Origin of the sequence: Paracoccus sp. Ld10 (genome assembly GCF_045064235.1) — a bacterium.
Classification (GTDB): Bacteria; Pseudomonadota; Alphaproteobacteria; order Rhodobacterales; family Rhodobacteraceae; genus Paracoccus.
Genome location: NZ_JBISHD010000006.1, coordinates 176,360 through 195,039, shown reverse-complemented (window position 1 = coordinate 195,039; position 18,680 = coordinate 176,360). Strand labels below are relative to the sequence as shown.

Annotated in this window: 17 protein-coding genes and 2 riboswitches; of the genes, 9 read left to right on the top strand and 8 right to left on the bottom strand. The window is 64.8% G+C overall.

Annotated features, from left to right (window positions below; genetic code table 11):
- Nucleotides 1-14 precede the first annotated feature (14 nt).
- Nucleotides 15-234: riboswitch (cobalamin riboswitch) on the top strand.
- Between the two features lie 31 nt (nucleotides 235-265).
- Together ACJJVR_RS04080 and cobF are read left to right on the top strand one after the other, a co-directional pair.
- A complete protein-coding gene (locus tag ACJJVR_RS04080) occupies nucleotides 266-931 on the top strand; it encodes an energy-coupling factor ABC transporter permease (protein WP_405402462.1) in 666 nt (221 codons plus the stop codon).
- Nucleotides 928-1,722 (top strand): precorrin-6A synthase (deacetylating), encoded by a 795-nt coding sequence (gene cobF / locus ACJJVR_RS04075; RefSeq protein ID WP_405402461.1) that lies wholly within the window; start codon nucleotides 928-930, stop codon nucleotides 1,720-1,722. The genes ACJJVR_RS04080 and cobF overlap by 4 nt, the downstream gene beginning before the upstream one ends.
- A gap of 404 nt (nucleotides 1,723-2,126) precedes the next feature.
- On the opposite strand, the gene carB is transcribed toward cobF, so the two are convergent.
- From carB to ACJJVR_RS04040, 7 genes are all read right to left on the bottom strand, one after another.
- Nucleotides 2,127-5,465: a carbamoyl-phosphate synthase large subunit gene (gene carB / locus ACJJVR_RS04070; protein ID WP_405402460.1), complete on the bottom strand. Its 3,339-nt coding sequence runs from the start codon at nucleotides 5,463-5,465 to the stop codon at nucleotides 2,127-2,129.
- Nucleotides 5,466-5,604: 139 nt separating this feature from the next.
- A complete protein-coding gene (locus tag ACJJVR_RS04065; protein ID WP_405402458.1) occupies nucleotides 5,605-6,378 on the bottom strand; it encodes a DUF1217 domain-containing protein in 774 nt (257 codons plus the stop codon).
- Nucleotides 6,379-6,385: 7 nt separating this feature from the next.
- Nucleotides 6,386-6,790 carry a flagellar biosynthesis repressor FlbT gene (gene flbT, locus ACJJVR_RS04060; protein WP_405402457.1) on the bottom strand — a complete coding sequence of 135 codons (405 nt, stop codon included), beginning with the start codon at nucleotides 6,788-6,790 and terminating at the stop codon, nucleotides 6,386-6,388.
- Nucleotides 6,787-7,167: a flagellar biosynthesis regulator FlaF gene (gene flaF / locus ACJJVR_RS04055; RefSeq protein WP_405402455.1), complete on the bottom strand. Its 381-nt coding sequence runs from the start codon at nucleotides 7,165-7,167 to the stop codon at nucleotides 6,787-6,789. Before flaF ends, flbT begins: the two co-directional genes overlap by 4 nt.
- A 71-nt stretch (nucleotides 7,168-7,238) precedes the next feature.
- A complete protein-coding gene (locus tag ACJJVR_RS04050) occupies nucleotides 7,239-8,105 on the bottom strand; it encodes a flagellin (protein WP_405402454.1) in 867 nt (288 codons plus the stop codon).
- Between the two features lie 169 nt (nucleotides 8,106-8,274).
- Nucleotides 8,275-8,592: a hypothetical protein gene (locus ACJJVR_RS04045; protein ID WP_405402453.1), complete on the bottom strand. Its 318-nt coding sequence runs from the start codon at nucleotides 8,590-8,592 to the stop codon at nucleotides 8,275-8,277.
- Entirely contained in the window at nucleotides 8,589-8,834 is a 246-nt protein-coding gene (locus ACJJVR_RS04040; RefSeq protein ID WP_405402452.1) for a flagellar biosynthesis protein FlgJ, read from the bottom strand. The genes ACJJVR_RS04045 and ACJJVR_RS04040 overlap by 4 nt, the downstream gene beginning before the upstream one ends.
- Nucleotides 8,835-8,938: 104 nt before the next feature.
- Between ACJJVR_RS04040 and ACJJVR_RS04035 the strand changes: the two genes are divergently transcribed.
- The 5 genes from ACJJVR_RS04035 to ACJJVR_RS04015 all read left to right on the top strand — a co-directional run bounded on the left by ACJJVR_RS04035 (nucleotide 8,939) and on the right by ACJJVR_RS04015 (nucleotide 15,074).
- A complete protein-coding gene (locus ACJJVR_RS04035) occupies nucleotides 8,939-10,198 on the top strand; it encodes a flagellar hook-length control protein FliK (protein WP_405402450.1) in 1,260 nt (419 codons plus the stop codon).
- Nucleotides 10,199-10,207: 9 nt separating this feature from the next.
- Nucleotides 10,208-10,873 carry a flagellar hook capping FlgD N-terminal domain-containing protein gene (locus ACJJVR_RS04030; protein WP_405402449.1) on the top strand — a complete coding sequence of 222 codons (666 nt, stop codon included), beginning with the start codon at nucleotides 10,208-10,210 and terminating at the stop codon, nucleotides 10,871-10,873.
- Nucleotides 10,874-12,326: 1,453 nt separating this feature from the next.
- On the top strand, nucleotides 12,327-13,010 hold the full coding sequence (gene rpe / locus ACJJVR_RS04025) for a ribulose-phosphate 3-epimerase (RefSeq protein WP_405402448.1): 684 nt from the start codon (nucleotides 12,327-12,329) through the stop codon (nucleotides 13,008-13,010).
- A gap of 138 nt (nucleotides 13,011-13,148) precedes the next feature.
- Entirely contained in the window at nucleotides 13,149-13,928 is a 780-nt protein-coding gene (locus tag ACJJVR_RS04020) for an SDR family oxidoreductase (protein WP_405402447.1), read from the top strand.
- A gap of 66 nt (nucleotides 13,929-13,994) precedes the next feature.
- A complete protein-coding gene (locus ACJJVR_RS04015) occupies nucleotides 13,995-15,074 on the top strand; it encodes an ABC transporter ATP-binding protein (RefSeq protein ID WP_405402446.1) in 1,080 nt (359 codons plus the stop codon).
- Here the strand turns inward: ACJJVR_RS04015 and ACJJVR_RS04010 are convergent.
- Nucleotides 15,071-16,954 carry a glycosyl transferase family 90 gene (locus ACJJVR_RS04010; protein WP_405402445.1) on the bottom strand — a complete coding sequence of 628 codons (1,884 nt, stop codon included), beginning with the start codon at nucleotides 16,952-16,954 and terminating at the stop codon, nucleotides 15,071-15,073. The two genes, ACJJVR_RS04015 and ACJJVR_RS04010, sit on opposite strands and share 4 nt — an antisense overlap.
- Nucleotides 16,929-17,018: riboswitch (glycine riboswitch) on the top strand. It overlaps the preceding gene by 26 nt.
- 161 nt (nucleotides 17,019-17,179) lie before the next feature.
- Here ACJJVR_RS04010 and gcvT point away from each other — a divergent pair.
- Both gcvT and gcvH read left to right on the top strand, forming a co-directional pair.
- Nucleotides 17,180-18,295, top strand: a complete 1,116-nt coding sequence (gene gcvT / locus ACJJVR_RS04005) for a glycine cleavage system aminomethyltransferase GcvT (RefSeq protein WP_405402444.1) — start codon at nucleotides 17,180-17,182, stop codon at nucleotides 18,293-18,295.
- An 11-nt stretch (nucleotides 18,296-18,306) separates the two neighbouring features.
- Nucleotides 18,307-18,666: a glycine cleavage system protein GcvH gene (gene gcvH / locus ACJJVR_RS04000; RefSeq protein ID WP_405402442.1), complete on the top strand. Its 360-nt coding sequence runs from the start codon at nucleotides 18,307-18,309 to the stop codon at nucleotides 18,664-18,666.
- The last annotated feature ends 14 nt before the right edge of the window (nucleotides 18,667-18,680 follow it).

The following is an 18,680-nucleotide window of genomic DNA, read 5'->3' as shown; positions in this document are numbered from 1 at the left end:
CATTGCGATCCCGTCTAGGTGGGCGCCTGACTGGTGCCCGTCAGGCGTTCAACGCCGGGCTTCATCGGGAACGGGGAAGGGTGGACCCAATCGCGGCACCCGAAGCCCCGGCCGCCCCCGCGACTGTATGCGGAGAGCGCGCGTCACCAAACGCCACTGGGCCCCGGCCCGGGAAGGCCGACGCCGCGCCCCGACCCGCAAGCCAGGAAACCGGCCAACTCAGGCAAACCCCATGCCGTCGGGTGGACGGCCAAAGGAGCATGAGATGCATATCGAAGAAGGCGTCGTCCACGGCGCGAAACTGATTCTGGGCTATGCCACCGCCGCGACGGCGGGGCTGTATACGCTGCGGCTGGCGGCGGATGCGTTGCGCGCGCAGGGTGCCGGGTCGCTGGCGGCCCGCGCGGGGCTGGCCACCGTCGCGACATTCGTGTTTTTTCAGGTCCTGCCGACCGCGCCCGTGGGCGTGTCCGAGGTGCACCTGATTTTGGGGTCGACGCTGTTCCTGCTGTTCGGAGCAGCCCCCGCGGCGTTGGGCCTGGCATTGGGCTTGCTGATCCAGGGGCTGTTCTTTGCGCCATTTGATCTGCCGCAATACGGAATGAACGTGACGACGCTGCTGGTGCCGCTGTTCGCGGTTGGTGCCCTGGCGCGGCGGCTCATCGCGCCAGACACGGCCTATGTGGACCTGCGATACGCGCAGGCACTGGCGCTGTCGGCGGCCTATCAGGGCGGGATCGTGGCATGGGTCGCGTTCTGGGCGTTCTATGGTCAGGGCGCCGGGGCAACCGCGGGCGTGCTGTCGTTCGGCGCGGCCTATCTGCTGGTCATCGCGATAGAGCCGCTGGTCGATCTGGCCGTGCTGGCCGCAGCCAAGGCGGCGCGGGGCCTGCAGGGCAGCGGTCTGGTGACGCCCCGGCTGTATGCATGATAGATCTGGTGCTGATCGGGGCAGGCACGGGCCATCCCGATCACCTGACATTGCAGGGCGTCCGCGCCCTGCAACAGGCCGACCTTGTCGTGGTTCCCCGCAAGGGTACGGGCAAGGAAGACTTGGCGCATCTGCGGTTGGCGATGCTGAACCGGCACCGACCGGGCGGTGCGGTGGCCAACATCGATCTGCCGGTCCGGGACGCGGACCTGCCCTATCTTGATGGGGTGGAGCGGTGGCACGACGCGATCGCGCACGTCTGGGCACAGGCGGTGGCGGCCGCACTGCCACAAGGCGGGACGGTGGCGATGCTGGTCTGGGGTGACCCGTCGCTGTACGACAGCAGCTTGCGGATCGCGGCGCGGCTGAACTGGCGCGCCCGCGTCGTTCCCGGGATCACCGCGATACAGGCGCTGTGCGCGGCACATGCCATTCCGTTGAACGCATTGGGGTCCGACGTGCGGATCACCACCGGACGACGGCTGCGCGATGCGGGGTTTCCCCCCGATGCCGACCGGGTTGTCGTGATGCTGGACGGGACCTGCGCGTTTGCGACACTTGACCCCAAGGGGCTGCAGATTTGGTGGGGGGCCTATCTTGGGATGCCCGAACAGCTGATCCAGGCGGGCCCGCTGCCCGACACCGCGCCACGGATCACGGCCGCACGCACAGCAGCCCGGGCGACGCATGGCTGGATCATGGACTGTTATCTGCTGGCCCGCGACGGCAGCCACAGCGCACCGGAACTGTTGCAGCACAATCATGGTCGGCGCATCCACAGCGTAGGATAGACCCGATACCATCGTGACACAGACGCCGCCGAACTGACAGGTATCGAAGTGGCATCCCTTGTCAGCGCAGATCACACCCTGTGCGTGATCGTGCGCTTTGCGGGGTTTTATCGTGACACTGGCAGCGCTTGGCAATCACCACAGCGCAGCCGCGTTGCAACACCCCGCATCACAGTGCCTGTCGCAATCCCTGCGGCGGAAACGAACCGTCGTTTCGCTGTGTCTTTTATGATCGTTGTGACAGTGACCTCAGGGACAGGCCACCGCTGTCACGCTTTGGGTGGCATGTCGTCGATGCACCAAGGATGCATCGACGTTCCGGAACCCCAGAACACATCAGGCGTCCACCAGTCCGGCCAAGCAGTTCAGATATCGTTCCCGGCCTGCTTTGGCGGGGATCGGTACTATGCTTGCAGCGACCTCACGCCCACTTCGCCTTCCTCACGCGACTTGATCGCTGCAACAGCGGCGATGCTGCCTGCAGCCGTCGTGAAGTAGGGGATCTTGTCATAAAGGGCGACCGCGCGGATTTCCCGGCTGTCCGCGATGGCCTGAACGCCCTCGGTCGTATTCAGAACCATCGCGATCTCGTCGTTCTTGAGACGGTCCACGATGTTCGGTCGACCCTCATAGACCTTGTTCACGCGGGTCGAAGGCACCCCTTGGGCGTCAAGGAAATCGGCTGTGCCAGACGTGGCGATCAGATCAAAGCCCATCGTCACCAGGTCACGGGCGGCCTGTGCCAACGCGGGCGTCTTGTCGGCATCCTTGACAGACAGGAAAACACGGCCGGTCGTCGGCAGGTCGGTACCCGCACCCATCTGCGCCTTGAGGAAGGCGCGCGCAAAATTACGGTCCCAACCCATGACTTCGCCGGTCGAACGCATTTCCGGCCCCAGCAGCGTGTCGACCCCAGGGAAGCGGGCAAACGGCAGAACGGCCTCCTTGACCGAGAACCAGGGCGTGATCGGGTCGGCCAGCGTCATCGGATCGGCAAAGGGCAGGTCGGTTTCCGGGCCGACACCCTCGGGGTACGGCGCACGGGCGGGAAAGTTCGACATCGGCTCTCCGGCCATCAGGCGCGCGGCGATCGACGCGATGGCGCTGTCGGTGGCCTTGGCGACAAAGGGGACGGTGCGGCTGGCGCGCGGATTGACCTCAAGGACATAGATCTCACCGTCCTTCAGGGCGAACTGCACGTTCATCAGGCCTTTGACCTTGAGTGCGCGGGCCATCGCTGTGGTCTGAACCTTGAGTTCCGCGATCGTCGCCGCGTCCAGCGTGTGCGGCGGCAGGGAACAGGCGCTGTCGCCGGAATGGACACCGGCCTCTTCGATATGCTCCATGATCCCGGCAACGTGGACTTCATGGCCGTCGCAAAGCGCATCGACATCGACCTCGATCGCGCCGGACAGATAGCTGTCCAGCAGGACCGGGCTCTTGCCGCTGACCGTCACGGCCTCGGTGATATAGCGGCGCAGGTGGTCCATGTCGCGCACGATCTCCATCGCGCGGCCGCCCAGCACATAGGACGGGCGGATGACCAGCGGAAAGCCGATGCGCTCCGCGATCTCGATGGCCTGCGCGTCGCTGCTGGCGATGCCGTTGATGGGCTGCTTCAGGTTCAGATCCTGCAGCAGGCGCTGGAACCGTTCGCGGTCCTCGGCCAGATCGATGGCATCGGGGGTGGTTCCCAGGATCGGAATGCCCTCATCCTGCAGCGCGTTTGCCAGCTTCAGGGGCGTTTGCCCGCCGAACTGCACGATCACGCCGTGCAAGGTGCCGTTCTGCTGTTCGGTGTGCAGGATCTCCAGCACATGCTCGAAGGTCAGCGGTTCGAAATACAGCCTGTCCGATGTGTCGTAATCGGTGCTGACCGTTTCCGGGTTGCAGTTGATCATGATCGTCTCATAGCCCGCCTTGGTCAGCGCATAGCAGGCGTGGCAACAGCAGTAATCGAACTCGATCCCCTGGCCGATGCGGTTGGGACCGCCGCCCAGGATGACGACCTTTTTGGCGTCGGTGGGGCGGGATTCGCATTCCACGTCGCCCATCGCGGGCGCTTCGTAGGTCGAGTACATATAGGGGGTTTGAGCCTCGAATTCGGCCGCGCAGGTGTCGATGCGCTTGAAGACCGGGCGGATGTCCAGTGCGCGGCGGGCACGGCGGATAGTAGTTTCGTCGGATCCGGTCAGATGCGCAAGGCGCGCGTCGGTAAAGCCCATCATCTTGACGCGGCGCAGACCGGCCTCGTCCGTGGGCAGGCCCTGATGGCGGATGACGTGTTCGGCGTCGATGATCTCGCGGATGCGGGCCAGGAACCACGGGTCAAAGCTGGTGACGCGGCCGATCTCGTCGTCGGACAGGCCGAACCGCATCGCTTCGGCGATGACGCGGATGCGATCCGGGGTGGCCTTGGACAGCGCCGCAATGACTGCTGGCTTTCCCTGCTCCGCGGCACCCTCGATGGCGATCTCGTCAAGGCCGGTCAGGCCCGTCTCCATCGATGCCAGTGCCTTTTGCAGCGATTCATGGAAGCTGCGGCCGATCGCCATCACCTCGCCCACTGATTTCATCGCGGTGGTCAGGTCGGGCTTGCTGCCGGGAAACTTCTCAAAGGCAAACCGCGGGATCTTGGTCACGACATAGTCAATGGACGGTTCAAAACTGGCAGGCGTCACTTTGGTGATGTCGTTGTCCAGTTCGTCCAGCGTGTAACCCACGGCCAGCTTTGCAGCGATCTTGGCGATCGGAAAACCGGTGGCCTTGGAGGCCAGCGCCGACGACCGGCTGACGCGCGGGTTCATCTCGATCACGACCATGCGGCCGTCTGCGGGGTTCACGGCCCATTGCACGTTTGAACCGCCGGTCTCGACCCCGATCTCGCGCAGGACAGCAATGCTGGCGGTCCGCATGATCTGATATTCGCGGTCCGTCAGGGTCAGTGCGGGTGCAACGGTCATGCTGTCGCCGGTATGCACGCCCATCGGGTCGATGTTCTCGATCGCGCAGACGATGATGGCGTTGTCGTTGCGATCCCGCACGACCTCCATCTCGAATTCCTTCCAGCCAAGAAGAGATTCGTCGATCAGGACCTGGGCCATCGGTGATGCATCCAGGCCCGAGCGCACGATACGTTCATAGTCGTCGCGGTTGTATGCAACGCCGCCGCCGGTGCCGCCCAAGGTGAAGGCAGGCCGGATGATCGCGGGCAGGCCGATTTCTTCCAGAGCGTCCATCGCCTGACTGACAGCGGTATTGATGTCGTACTTTCCCGATGCCAGTTTGGGGGCGGCGATGATCGTGGCCTTGGGGTTTTCAAGACCGATACGGTCCATCGCCTCGCGGAACAGCTTGCGGTCCTCGGCCATCTCGATCGCGCTGCGCTGCGCGCCGATCAGTTCGACACCATAACGGTTCAGCGCGCCGCTGTCGGCGAGGGCCAGTGCGGTGTTCAGACCTGTCTGCCCCCCCATCGTGGGCAGCAGCGCGTCGGGGCGCTCCTTGGCGATGATTTTTTCGACGATCTCGGGGGTGATCGGCTCGATATAGGTGGCGTCAGCCATCTCCGGGTCGGTCATGATCGTGGCGGGGTTGGAGTTGACCAGAATGACCCGATAGCCCTCTTCGCGCAGGGCCTTGCAGGCTTGCGCGCCGGAATAGTCGAACTCACAGGCCTGCCCGATGACAATGGGCCCTGCCCCGATGATCAGGATCGACTTGATATCGGTACGTTTCGGCATGGTTTTGGCCCCCGGGCTGGTCGTGCATCGATCGCGGCAAATCGTCCGGGGTTATAGCCAGTCACACTTTGGACGCAAGGTCCGGCAGGCCGACGCGGCATCGAAAACAGGGCCGTTCGCCACCCACGATGGCGTCGCGTCAAATGTTTTGCAGCAAGGTCAGCGCCGCGCTGTAGCGATTGGCCGTCGAAGACTCGGCCAGCTGGGACCGCGCCATGAACGTCTGGATCAGCTTTTCCATGTTTTCCGAACTGCTGATGTCCTTGAAGCTGGAACTGCCCAACAGACGCTCGGAGGCTTTTGTGTATTCTTCCAACTGCCGATCAATCGGTAATTGGCTATAGCTGTCACCAAACCCGAACGCTCCTTGGAAGACCGTGCGCAACGGGGCGTTGCCAATCACCTCAAACCACAACGTCCGGTCGGTCGAACTGCGCGCGGCCAACTGTTCCACCTCGCGCCTGGCATTCAGGGCAAGGCGCAGGTTGTCATCGCTTTCACCGATGCGACGTTCGAATTCTCGCTGTACAAAGGCGGTGCTGATCGTGTCCGCCAGATCAGCAGCAGGCGTTGATGAGCCATAGCCCATCGCCTCGTTCATACGTAGATAACGCTTGTCTGCCAGTCGGTTGACAAGCGAAGTCTTGTCCGCGGGGTCACTTTCCAGAACCTTCTGGATGAAGGCCTTGTTTGGCAGGTCGGCCTCCAACCCGAAGGCCGACAGTGTCGTGCTGAGCAGGCGATAGTCCTTGACCAGCTCTTCGGCCTTTGTAGTCGCAGCGATATTCTCGCGGAAATAAGCAGTGCTGCGCTGCACCACCGGGTCGCGGGCGACGGATTCGATCTGTCGGGCCTCGGTCCGCTGGACAATCTTCCAGCCCAGCAGGCCCGTGGCACCAACGGAAATCGTCATGGGAACCTCATATTCGGGCAGCGGCGAACAACCGTGCCTCTCGGGGCAACAGGTCCCGCAACTTTCGCAGTGCCTGATAGGAATTGGCATCGACTACAGCCGCGGTAGCCTCGGCCAGCAACAGACGGCTGTCGCGGTCATCGAACACCTGGCTCAGCTGTTCGATGGCAACTATCAATTGGCGGCGTCCTTCGGTTGGGTCGGCGTCGCCCGACAGAATCATCTGGGCGATATACATAGCGCGCGACACCGGGGTCTGGGCACTATCGGGATGGATAGCGTCGCGCAGGCGCAGGACGTTCACGTTCGGCGTCTTGATCGCGATCTTGGTGCGGCGGTCGCCGTTTTCGATCACCGCGCCGTTGATCAGCACGCGCTCGTTTGGCGCCAGCTTGAGGACGAGGCCGCTCATGCGCCCCCCTCTCCGCGCAGACCACGCATGACGGTCATGTTGATGTCGATCAGCGGGTCGGTTTGTGCGCTGCCCGCCATGACGGCCTGACCGTGGCGAATGGCAAATCCCGCCAGCGAAATCAGACCGGCCTTGACCTGGTCGGGCAAACCGTTGCCAGGATCGGCAAGGTCGGCGGCCAAAATCGTCCACAGTTCGGAATTCTTGTGCACCGCCTGGATTGTATCGGTGTTGTCGGCCTTGCGCGGGGCCTGGCGCAACATTCGCGTCACGCGCGAAAAGATGTCGTATTCGGCATCGCGCGGAGAGCGGATGGCGGATGTCCTGTAGCCATGTTCGGTCAGTGGCGTTACCGCGTTCAAGATCGTGCTTCCCATTCTGGAGTGTGATCAGGGGCTGAGAGATATTCAGGGGGTGGCGGGCGCCCCTGGGGCGCCCGCCGATCTTATCAGCGGAACAGCGACATGACGGCCGACGGACCCTGGTTGGCGATCGACAGCGCCTGGATGCCCAGCTGCTGCTGGGTCTGCAGGGCCTGAAGGCGGGCCGAAGCCTCCTCCATGTCCGCATCCACCATCGACCCAATTCCGGATTTCAGCGAGTCCGACAGTTTGCCGACGAAACTGGCCTGATCGGAGATCCGCTTTCCGGCGGAACCAAGGTCTGCTGCACCTTGCACGGCCAGTTCGATCATTCCTTCAATCGTTTCGATCGCACCTGCTGCAGTCGCGGTATTACTGATTGCCGTATAATCAGTTGAGACGCCGAAGGTCGCAGCGTCAGTTGGATCAATACCAATATTTAGCGTGCCTGCTAAGTTGATCCCAGTTACTGAGATCGTATTCGCCGTGGTCTCCGCGGTACCGTTAGTACGGTCCAAAGACGCAACAACGGAGAGGCCACCTGCAGAGCTCAGCAGGTTGACGCCATTCATCTGGCTTCCATTGATCACAGAGGCAATTTGCTTAAACTTTGCTTCAATATCGGTATTGATTTTATCGAAGTCAGCCGTGCTGACGGTAGCGCCGATCGCAAGGTCCTTCATCTCCCGCAGAAGATCCGTGATTTGCTCTGCGCCGTTCCGACCCGTTGCCACGGTTGCATCGGCAACGTTCAGGTTCGATTGAATCGCCTTGGCAGCCGACTGGTCGGTTTCCATGACTTTCGAGATCGCCCAGACAGCGGCGTTGTCCTTGGCGTTCGCCACCGATTTGCCGGTTGCGATGTCGGACTGGGTTTTACCCAGCTGCGAGTTGATGTTCTTCAGGGTCTGCAGCGCGACCATGGCGCTGTTGTTGGTCAGAATGCTGGACATGGTGTCCTCCGGTATAAGGCGCTTTGCGCCCAGGTTGCATCTTGTGGCCTTCTGACCTGTCGGGCGGTTGCCCTTGCCATTTCCCTGGCATGTCCCCGGTTTAGCGGCCGGTTATTGACAACTAGTGAATATCGGACGCCCGCTCAAACAAACGTTCCGACGCATTTTATCAAAACCTTTGCGGGGCATTGGCGCGGGTTTCATTGACCTGGCGCTGACCAAGGGAATCATAGGTCTGAAGGCTGCGCGCGGCCTGCACGATGGCGCGCACCTGTTCGGCCGCCTGTTGCGCACCCAGCAGCGACGCTTGCGCAAGCGCGCGCAGATCTGCCAACGCAGGCTCCAGCAGATCACGCGTGGAGGCGTCAATACCCTTGCGCGTGGCGATGCGTGTCAGATCGTCCAGTCCGACCAGTGCCGCCTGGGCGTTTCCAGCCATCAATGCGCTGCGGATCAGGGCAAGCTGCCGGGTCAGGGCACGGCTCATGTGCGGCCCTCCAGCATGCCGGCAAAACCAAGGTCCAGACGATCAGCCAGCAGCCCCGCATGTTCGCGGGTCAGAAAGCTGGAGAACTGCTCCTCTCCGGCACCGCCGGAAAACGCGCCTTCGGACGGGCCCGGACCGCAGTATTTAAGCATCTCTTCGAGAAATGCCTGCTCCAGTTGATTCGCGACGGCCAAGGGCGTGGGCTTTTGTGCCGTGCCGGGCATTGTCATTTCGATCTGCATTCTATCCCCGCTATTCATGACGATGAGATTCAAAATATCGAGGTGCAGTAAATAATTAGTAAGGAATCAGGATTAATCAGGAAAAAACCCAAAGAGGCTTTTTCATGACTGAAATCCAGATCATATCGCCCGTGCCGACCCGCCCCGACGCGCTGATCGACGTCGCTGCGCCAGCGTCCCCAACGGGCGAAACGGGTTTCGACGCATGGACCATGACAGCAGAGGGGCAGATCGCGGCCGCAATCGCGGTCCCTGTACCGGCAGAAGATCCGCTGGCGGCGTGGCTGGACCGGCAGATGGGCTTTAGCGGGCAGTTCAGCGCGCCGCCCGGAACCGATCCCGCAATCGAGGCGCTGGCGGCAGGACTGCCGACACTGCCCGAGCCGGGGATCGTTGATCAGATCGATATACAACGTGACGCTCCTCTGGCGCACATGCCTTCCGCTGACCCGCAGGCGGTCGAGATGATCCCGGGTGTCCCCATGCCCGATGCCCCCGTGCCGGTTCCGGGCGATGTCACATTAGTGGGCGCAGCCGATCAGCCTGACACCCCGGACGCGCTGCCCTTGGCATCGCAGCCCGACCCCCGGATCGCTGCCGTGCAGGTCCCGCAGGCAGCTGCCACGCCGATCGCCACGCAGTCCGCCGCGCCCGCTGTGCAGGCCGCCGCTGCGGCCGTCGGCAGCCCGGCGGTTTTGCCGTCGCACCTTGGCCGGCCAGTTCCAAAAGCCGAGAGCGTGCCTGTGATGCGTACGGCAGACGTGGCGCCCGTAGTGCCCCCGCCAGCGTCCGATGCAATGGTGGTGGATCGTTCCGCAGCCGTCGTGGCACGCGATGCGACCGCCACCGTCCGCGCAGAAATCACCTTGCCCGCAGGCCTTGCCGAAACCATGTCCGAGATGCCGTTCGGAACAGATCCACATACCCCGGCTGCAGCGCGTACAGCCGTTTCTGGCCCCGGCTGGCAGGCGGCAACCCAGGATCCACGCCCCGTCATGCAACAGGTCACCGACGCGCTGGTCAGCAACCGCGGCGATCGGACCGAGATCGCCCTGTCCCCCGAAGAGCTGGGCCGCATCCGGTTGGTCATGTCCGGACCCGATCGCGGCCAGATCACCATCTGGGCAGAACGCCCTGAAACGCTGGATCTGGTGCGTCGCAACGCCGATCTGCTGACCCAACAGCTGGCAGAGGCGGGCGTGACCGCAGGGAGCCTGGATTTTCACCGTGACGACCGCGGTGGCGGACAGGCCGCGCACGGCGGGCCGACCGACGACGACGATGGACCCGTGCTGGCCACATCCGCCCGGGTCCGCATGTCCCCTTCCGTGCTGAGCGATCGCCGCTTGGACATCAGATTATAGGAACCCCTCATGGTTGACGCGATCAGCAATCCGACAGTGACCATTCCCACGTCCACCGCCGCGACAAGCTCGGGCGGGTTTGCAGGCGCCAGCGCAGGGGGCGATTTTCAGACCTTCCTGACCATGCTGACGGCTCAGTTGAAAAACCAGGACCCCCTGAACCCGATGGAAAGCACCGACTTTGCGATTCAGTTGGCAACATTCGCCGGGGTCGAGCAAGCCGCGCTGAGCAACAAGTTTCTGGAACAGATGGCCGGCCAGGCGGGGGGCGCGGGCATCTCCGGGTGGATCGGAAAGGAGGCACGGACCACGACGCCTGTCTGGTTCGGCGATGAGGCCATCACCCTGGATGTGTCGCCCCATGCATTGGCCGACAGCGTGCAACTGGTCACCCGCAATGCGCAAGGCCGCGAGGTCACCCGCGAAGAGATCGGTCCCGGAGAGGGCCAGATCGACTGGCTGGGCCGCACCGACGAAGGCACCAAGCTGCCGGACGGTCTGTACAGCTTTACGATCGAGAACCGGCGCAGTGGAGAGATGATTCTCGAAACGCAGGTCGGCGCCTATGCCCGCATCATCGAGGCGCAGTTCGACGCCAGCGGCGGGCGCGTCGTGTTCGAGGGCGGCAGCTCCGCCCCCGCGGCAGAGATCACGGCCCTGCGCGATCCGGCCTGACGGCGGACAGTTGTAACCGTAGAAAAAAGGCGCGCTGTGATGGTTCCCAAAGGCCATACCGCCCCCTGCCACGCTGCTTTCGCGGCGCAGCAAGCCATATGGGGCTTGTCCGTGAGGTCCCGCACAGTCATCCGCGCGTCGCGGGAAATTAGGCTGTGGCAGTGGGTTCCTCACGGATCCGTCTGATTGCAAGATCGGAAACTGTTCGATGCGGGCAGCACCGGCGACCGACGGCTAAAGTGACACTGCCCTGCGGGTCAGATGGACGGCCTTGCAATGAACGCATGGACACGGACCTTGGCTGCGGCGTTAGCAGTAGTGGACTGCAGCAAGAGGTATCGCAGCGTGGTGATCAGCAAGACTGCCAGACATGGGCAACCGATACCAGGTGGCAGGCCGGGTCAGCGCTGTCCGATCCGTACCCTTGTCATTAGACCCCATGATTGCGAAGTGAGCTGACTGGGTCAGCGGCCTCTCCCGCGGCATTCTCCGTTCGAGGGTTGCGCCAGATTGGCTGGCGCCGGGCCTCAAGAATGGGGAAGAGACCGCATGGAAGACGCATGAGAGCTTGCTCAACTGTCGTCTCAGTTCCGTCTCCTACCTTGCGCATCTACACAAGTTGCGCCCGGTCCCGCCGGGTTAATTGCCATGGAACAGGAGGTTGACAACGACCATGAGAACAGGCTGGGGATCGCGGTGGTATAGAACGGCCCCATACGGTTGCACGTGCAGGCAATCCGGCATTTGTGAAATCTGCAGATTGGTTAGGTTGAGGTCCATGCTGGCGTCCCACTATTATGCCCTGCGCGGACTGGCTTCAGGGCGACGCAAGCACGGTCCGCCAGCATGATCCGTGACGTTTCCGTTCGCCATGTCGCATGTGCCACAATCGCCGCTGCGGTCGTTCTTCCGTCCACCAATCATACCAGGGCGGCGCAGTGACAGAATCGCTTTGCCAGACGAACCGGACAACCATGCCGCGGCCTGCGCGGTCAATGGGTTTGTCGTGGCGGCCGCGGTGGTCGTGCATACGCAGATTTTCGCATCATCCGGAACACCGTCCGTCTCCACGTGAGTACACGATGGTGGCGGTTTCTTGGTCCGGCAGACCAAGATGACGCAAACACCGATGCGGCATCCGGATTCCGGGCATGGCGGCCAACGCCTTGCCTCAGCATGGAGCAGAACCGGCCCTGCTGTCATGCGCAGGTTCCAACAGATATATCGGATGGGGCCAGGCGAAACGGTGAAAGTACAATCTCGCCGTCTCGGCTGATGCGATGCGCAGGCGGGTAAGCACACGTCACCCTTGTCAGGGTGCTGCATATTCAGATGAGGTGAATGCAGACCGGGAATGTCCTGTCGAGATCCCTGCCGACGCCGCATTCGACGGCAGGCTTGACGTGGCGTATGCAAGCAGGCAGGCCGCAATGAAGTGCATAGGGAGAGACCCATGGAGTTCGACCGCAAGATCAAGATCGCCCCGTCGATCCTGTCCGCCGATTTCGCAAATTTCGGTGCAGAAATCCGCGCCATTGAGGATCAGGGTGCCGATTGGGTCCATGTCGACGTGATGGACGGGCATTTCGTGCCGAACCTGACCTTTGGGCCCCCGGCGGTGAAGGCGTTCCGGCCGCATGTGAAGACATTCATGGACGTGCATCTGATGATCGCGCCGGTGGACGCGTATATCGAGGCCTATGCCGAAGCGGGCGCCGACATGATCACCGCGCATGTCGAGGCCGGTCGCCATCCGCACCGCACCTTGCAGGCGATCCGCGCGACGGGGAAAAAGGCGGGGATCGCGCTGAACCCCGGGACGCCGGCCGATGCGGTCGAATACCTGCTGGACCTGTGCGACATGGTGCTGGTGATGACCGTGAATCCCGGCTTTGGCGGGCAGAAGTTCATTCACAGCCAGACAGGCAAGATCGCCCAACTGCGCGCCATGATCGGCGATCGGCCGATCCATATCCAGGTGGATGGTGGTGTGGACCCGGTAACCGCGCCGCTGGTGGCGCGCGCTGGCGCAGATGTGCTGGTCGCGGGATCAGCGGTGTTCAGGGGCGGGTCGGTGGATCGGGCCGATATCTATGGCGCGAACATGCGCGCGATCCGCGAGGCCATCGCGGGTTGAGCATGAGGCAAGGGCGGGGCCGTCGAGGCCCCTTCCTTGCCGCGGGGCCATGCCCCGCCGCACATCGCGGACGTCATCGCGTTTGACAATGCCGCCCCGCCCGCGTTTCCTGCGCCCCGAATGCAGAGGGAGAGCACGATGGATCTGGGCATCAAAGGCAAAAGGGCGCTGGTCTGTGCGGCGTCCAAGGGGTTGGGGCGCGGATGCGCCGAGGCGCTGGCCGAAGCTGGCGTGAACCTGGTCATCAATGCCCGCACCGAGGCCGAGATCACCCGGACCGCCCGTGAGATCGCCCAGACCCATGGCGTCGAGGTCATTCCAGTCGCCGCCGACATCACAACCGAGGACGGCCGCGCCCGCGTGCTGGCCGCCGTGGGGCATGCCGACATCCTGGTCACAAACGCGGGCGGCCCGCCGCCGGGCAACTGGCAGGACTGGTCGCGCGAGGATTTCATTCGCGCCATCGACGCCAACATGCTGTCGGCCGTGGCCCTGATGCAGGCGCTGGTGCCTGGCATGATGGACCGTGGCTGGGGTCGGGTCGTCAACATCACGTCGGCGTCGGTCAGGTCACCGATCTCGGTTCTGGGGCTGTCGAACACGGCGCGGACGGGCCTGACCGGGTTCGTCGCAGGCATGTCGCGGGAGGTTGCCGGCAAGGGCGTCTGCGTGAACAACCTGCTGCCCGGCATTCATGCGACCGACCGCGCCGCCAGCCTGGACGGGGGCGTTGCCTCCGCGCAGGGGATCACGGTCGATCAGGCCCGCGTGCAGCGGCAGGCGACCATTCCCACCGGCACCTATGGCACGGCCGCCGATTTCGGCGCGACCTGTGCGTTCCTGTGCAGCCAGCAGGCCCGGTTCATCGTCGGGCAGAACGTCCTGCTGGACGGCGGCGCGCTGAACGTCACGGTCTGAGCCGCCCTGTTGCGAGCCGGGGGCGCGCCTGATACGCAACCCCGACCCAAACGCCAAGGATTGCCCGTGACACTGCCTCCGCGACTGGACGTTCAGGGACTGACACGCCGTTTCGACGGGCAGGCAGTGGTGGATGATGTCAGCTTTCAGGTCGAGGCGGGCCAGGTCGCCTGCCTGCTGGGTCCGTCGGGCTGCGGCAAATCGACCACGCTGCGCATCGTGGCGGGCGTCGACATGCAGGACCACGGCCGCATCTGGGTCGACGGCCAGCTGGTCTGCGACACCCAGTTCCGCATTCCGCCGGAACGCCGCGCCATCGGTCTGATGTTTCAGGATTTCGCCCTGTTTCCGCATCTGCCTGTGCGCGAGAACGTGGCTTTTGGCCTGACCGGCGGGTGGAAAGCCAACCGCGACCGCGTGGCAGAGCTGTTGGACCGGGTGCGGATGATAGGCCACATCGACAGCTATCCCCATGAACTGTCGGGCGGTGAGCAACAGCGCGTGGCGCTGGCGCGCGCACTGGCGCCGCGTCCCCGCGTGCTGTTGATGGACGAGCCTTTCAGCGGTTTGGACGAACGTCTGCGCGACGGTATCCGCGACGAGACGCTGGCCCTGCTGAAGGAAGAGGGCACCGCCGTCCTGCTGGTCACCCACGAGCCGCACGAGGCGATGCGCATGGCCGACCAGATTCTGCTGATGCGGGACGGCCGGATCGTGCAACAGGGGGCGCCATACAACCTGTACAACGCGCCCGTAGACAGGCTGGCGGCAGGTTTCTTTAGCGACATCAACGTATTGACAGGGCGGGTGCAGGGCGCATTGACCGACACGCCCTTTGGCCAGTTCCTCACGCCGGGCCTGCCCGAGGGGGCGGAGGTCGAGATCGTCATCCGCCCCCAGCACCTCAAGATGGATTTCGACCGCGCCGGCCAGGGCCCCGCCCCCACCGCGGAAAACGGCAGCGCCGCGCTGGCGCGGGTCACACGGGCCCGCTATCTGGGCCGCGAATCGCTGGTGGAATTCGTCACCGATACGGGGAGTATCGCGCTGAACGCGACGGTGCCGGGGGTGTTCCTGCCCCCCGCAGGGACGCCGATGTGGCTGATGCTGCGCCGCGACAGGGTGCTTGTCTTTCCCCGCAGCTAGTCTTGGCCCGTGGCGCGACGGTAATCGGCCAGCACCTGTCCCAGATGCAGCCTGCGCCCGGCGGGGTCGGCCAGGGCGTGGCACAGCCTGCGCGCCTTGCGCGACATCTGCCGACAGGCATCGGGGTTGGCCCGCGCCCAATCCAGCCGTTCGGCCAGATCGGACCCGTCCGGAGCCATGGGAATGACATGGACCCAAGGGCGCAACAGCCGCCCCACGAAACTTTCCCAATCGTCGTCCTGACGGATCACCACCGCATGGCTGTTCGCCAGTGGCAGCAGGTCGGCATCCCCCTCGGACCCTGACAGGCACAGGGCGTGGCGCGGGTGCCGCAGCGGCCCCTGCGCCACGGGCGGGGTCAGGCCGGCCCGGTCCAGCGCCCGTGCAACACGCGCGTCGGGGATCAGCGCCAGATCGACGCCGTCGCACGCCGCGTGATTGGTCAGGAACCGCCAGCGCGGCGTTCGGGGCAACGCATCCGCCGCCTGTGTAAAGGCGTCAGACCCCGGCGCGCGGGTCAGCAGGGTGGTGATCGCGGTCTCGGCGGTCAGGCGGTCGTGATGGCCGGACAGCGTGCCGCGCCAGCCTGCCACGTCGGCGCGGTCCCGCCACGCGGGGTCGTCGCCCACGGGCGCGCCGGGAAAGCCGTCATTGCCGATGCGATGCAGCCACGGCGCAGGCCACAGGAACACGTTGCGCGCACCCCGGCGGCGCAGGCTGGCGATCAGCGGCCCGTCGGCCGGATCGTCGGGTCCGCTGCCCGCGAATGTCGCGGGGCGCATGTCCAGCCAATAGCGGCCGTGATCGGTCAGCGCAGCGATGTCGTTGGCCACCGCCGCCGCGCGCAGTAGGCCGGGACGCTGTGCCGCCAGATGGAACCGCCCGTCCGGCCCGCGATGCAGCGGCAGGTCGGCCCCGTCCGCGGCCCGCAGGCAGCCCCGGTCCATGTCCAGGCACAGCGCCTGCGCATGGGGTGGGCGGTCGACAGTACCCTTTTGCCGCAGCCGCGCGGGGGCGGCCAGCCGCGCCAGCCGCGTGGCCAGCCGGGCGCGGCGGTCGGGGTCGATATCGGCGCCGGAAACCGCCGTCTCCATCATCGCCAGCACCCGCGGCAGGTTCACCCGCCGGGCGCGGTGCACCCCCGCGCCCGGCAGCGCGGGCAGATGCGGCAGGTCGTACCACGGCGACAGGGCGCGTCGGTAATCCTCAGGCGTGGCCTCATCGATGTCGATGTCGATGAATTCCGCGCGCCCCGCGAAATGCGCGCGCACGGACGACAGATGGTCGGCCCAGTCCCGCGCCCAGATGTCGCCCAGATCGCCCAAGGAAACCCCCAGATTGGCCGCGATGCTGCGCGCATAGGCACCGCCCCGGTGCAGATAGCGGCTGGCGATCCAGTCCTCGACCCGGCGGGTGTTCAGCATGAACACCGATCCCGGATAGTGACGGTCCAGCAGGGCGAAATCGCGGAAACCCTCGATCACCGGTATGTTCAGAAAGCGTACCGATTCCATGTCGGTAAAGGCCGTGACGCTGTCAGCCCATCGCGCCAGGGGCCGCGCCCCGGTCAGTTTCGCATAGGCGATGTCGTCGGCCAGCGCGCCTTCCAGCCAGTGGGCGGCGGGAATTGCGTTCAGGTCGAACAGCCGCGCGATGAAGGTCGTGCCGCATTTGTTGAAGCCGATCTGAAAGAATTTGGGCACCATGATCGACCTGTCCGGGGGGCAAGGCGCGACGATGCGCATGGGGGCCGCACCTGTCAACGCCCGCCCGACCCATGGGCGGAAAGCGCCGCTTTGGCACCCGGCTGCGACAAAGGTCTTGCCTTGCGGCGAGGGGGCGGCTAGCACCGAGGGCAGGAATTCGGGAGACATCGGCATCGCGCCGGGGCCGAAGGAGAAGCCGCCCCGGCAAGCTCTCAGGCAAAAGGACCGTTTTCCCCAAGAACTCTGGAGAGTGGCGCGATGCGCCCGCCGAAGGGATAACGATCTCAGGCGCCCGAACCCTGCAATCAGGGACGGGCACGGACAGAGGGGGCATCGACGCGCGGGGGGCACCCCCCGGCCCACCGATGCCGGCTGCCCGGCAGACACGCAGGAGGCCAGATGGCCGAGACGAGCCGCCGGACCGGTCTTTACGACCTTCACGTCGAACAGGGCGCCCGCATGGTGCCCTTTGCGGGCTGGGACATGCCCGTGCAGTACCCGATGGGGGTGATGGCCGAACATCTGCACACCCGCGCCCAGGCCGGGTTGTTCGACGTCAGCCACATGGGACAGGTGCTGGTCACCCCCACGGATGGCGACATGGCCACCGCCGCCGCCACGCTGGAGACGCTGATCCCCGCCGATGTCGCGGGCCTGGCCCCGGGGCGACAGCGCTATGGGCTGTTCACGAACGATGCGGGCGGGATTCTGGACGACCTGATGTTCGCCAACCGGGGTGATCATTATCTGCTGGTCGTGAATGCGGCCTGTGCTGATCAGGACATCGCGCATCTGCGGACGCTGTCGGGCGTGACGGTGACCCCGGTGACCGATCGCGGGCTGATTGCGCTGCAAGGGCCGCTGGCCGCGACGGCGCTGGCGCGGCTGGTGCCGGGCGTGGCTGCGATGCGGTTCATGGACAGCACCGCGCTGGACTGGGACGGGGCGGCGCTTTGGGTGTCGCGGTCGGGCTATACCGGAGAGGACGGGTTCGAGATTTCGGTCCCCGAGGCGCGTCTGGCGGATTTCGCGCGGGCGCTGTTGGCGCAGCCCGAGGTCGCGCCCATCGGCCTGGGCGCGCGCGACAGCCTGCGCCTGGAGGCAGGGATGCCGCTGTATGGTCATGACATGGACGGGGGCGTCACACCGGCGCAGGCGGGGCTGGGTTGGTCCATCCCCAAGGTGCGCCGCACCGGTGGCGACCGTGCGGGCGGGTTTCCGGGCGCAGACGTGGTGCTGGCCGAACTGGGCACGCCCGCCGTCACGCGTCGCGGGCTGCGCCCCGAAGGCCGCGCGCCCATCCGCGAGGGTGTCGCGCTCTTCGACGATGCGGGCAATGCCATCGGCATCGTCAGTTCGGGCAGCTTTGGGCCGTCGGTCGGCGGACCGATCGCGATGGCGCGCATTCCCGCCGACATCCCCGACGGCGCCACCATCCAGGCAGAGCTGCGCGGCAAGCGCGTGCCCCTGACGGTCTGCGCCCTGCCCTTCGTCACCCCATCGTACAAACGCTGAAGGACCTGATCATGCTGAAATACACCGAAGACCACGAATGGTTGCGCGCCGAGGGCGACGAGATCGTCGTGGGCATCACGAAACATGCCAGCGAACAGCTGGGCGACGTGGTGTTCATCGAACTGCCCGAGGAGGGGCGCGAGGTATCTGCAGGCGACGAGATCGTGGTGATCGAGAGCGTCAAGGCCGCGTCCGACATCTCGGCCCCCGTGGCAGGCACCATCACCGCGGTGAACGAGGCACTGGCGGACAGCCCGGGCGACGTGAACGGCGATCCAATGACCGCGTGGTTCTTTCGGATCAAGCCGACCGATGCGGATGCGTTGGCCGGGTTCATGGACGAGGCTGCCTACAAGGCGCTGGTCGACTGATCCGACCGTCGGTC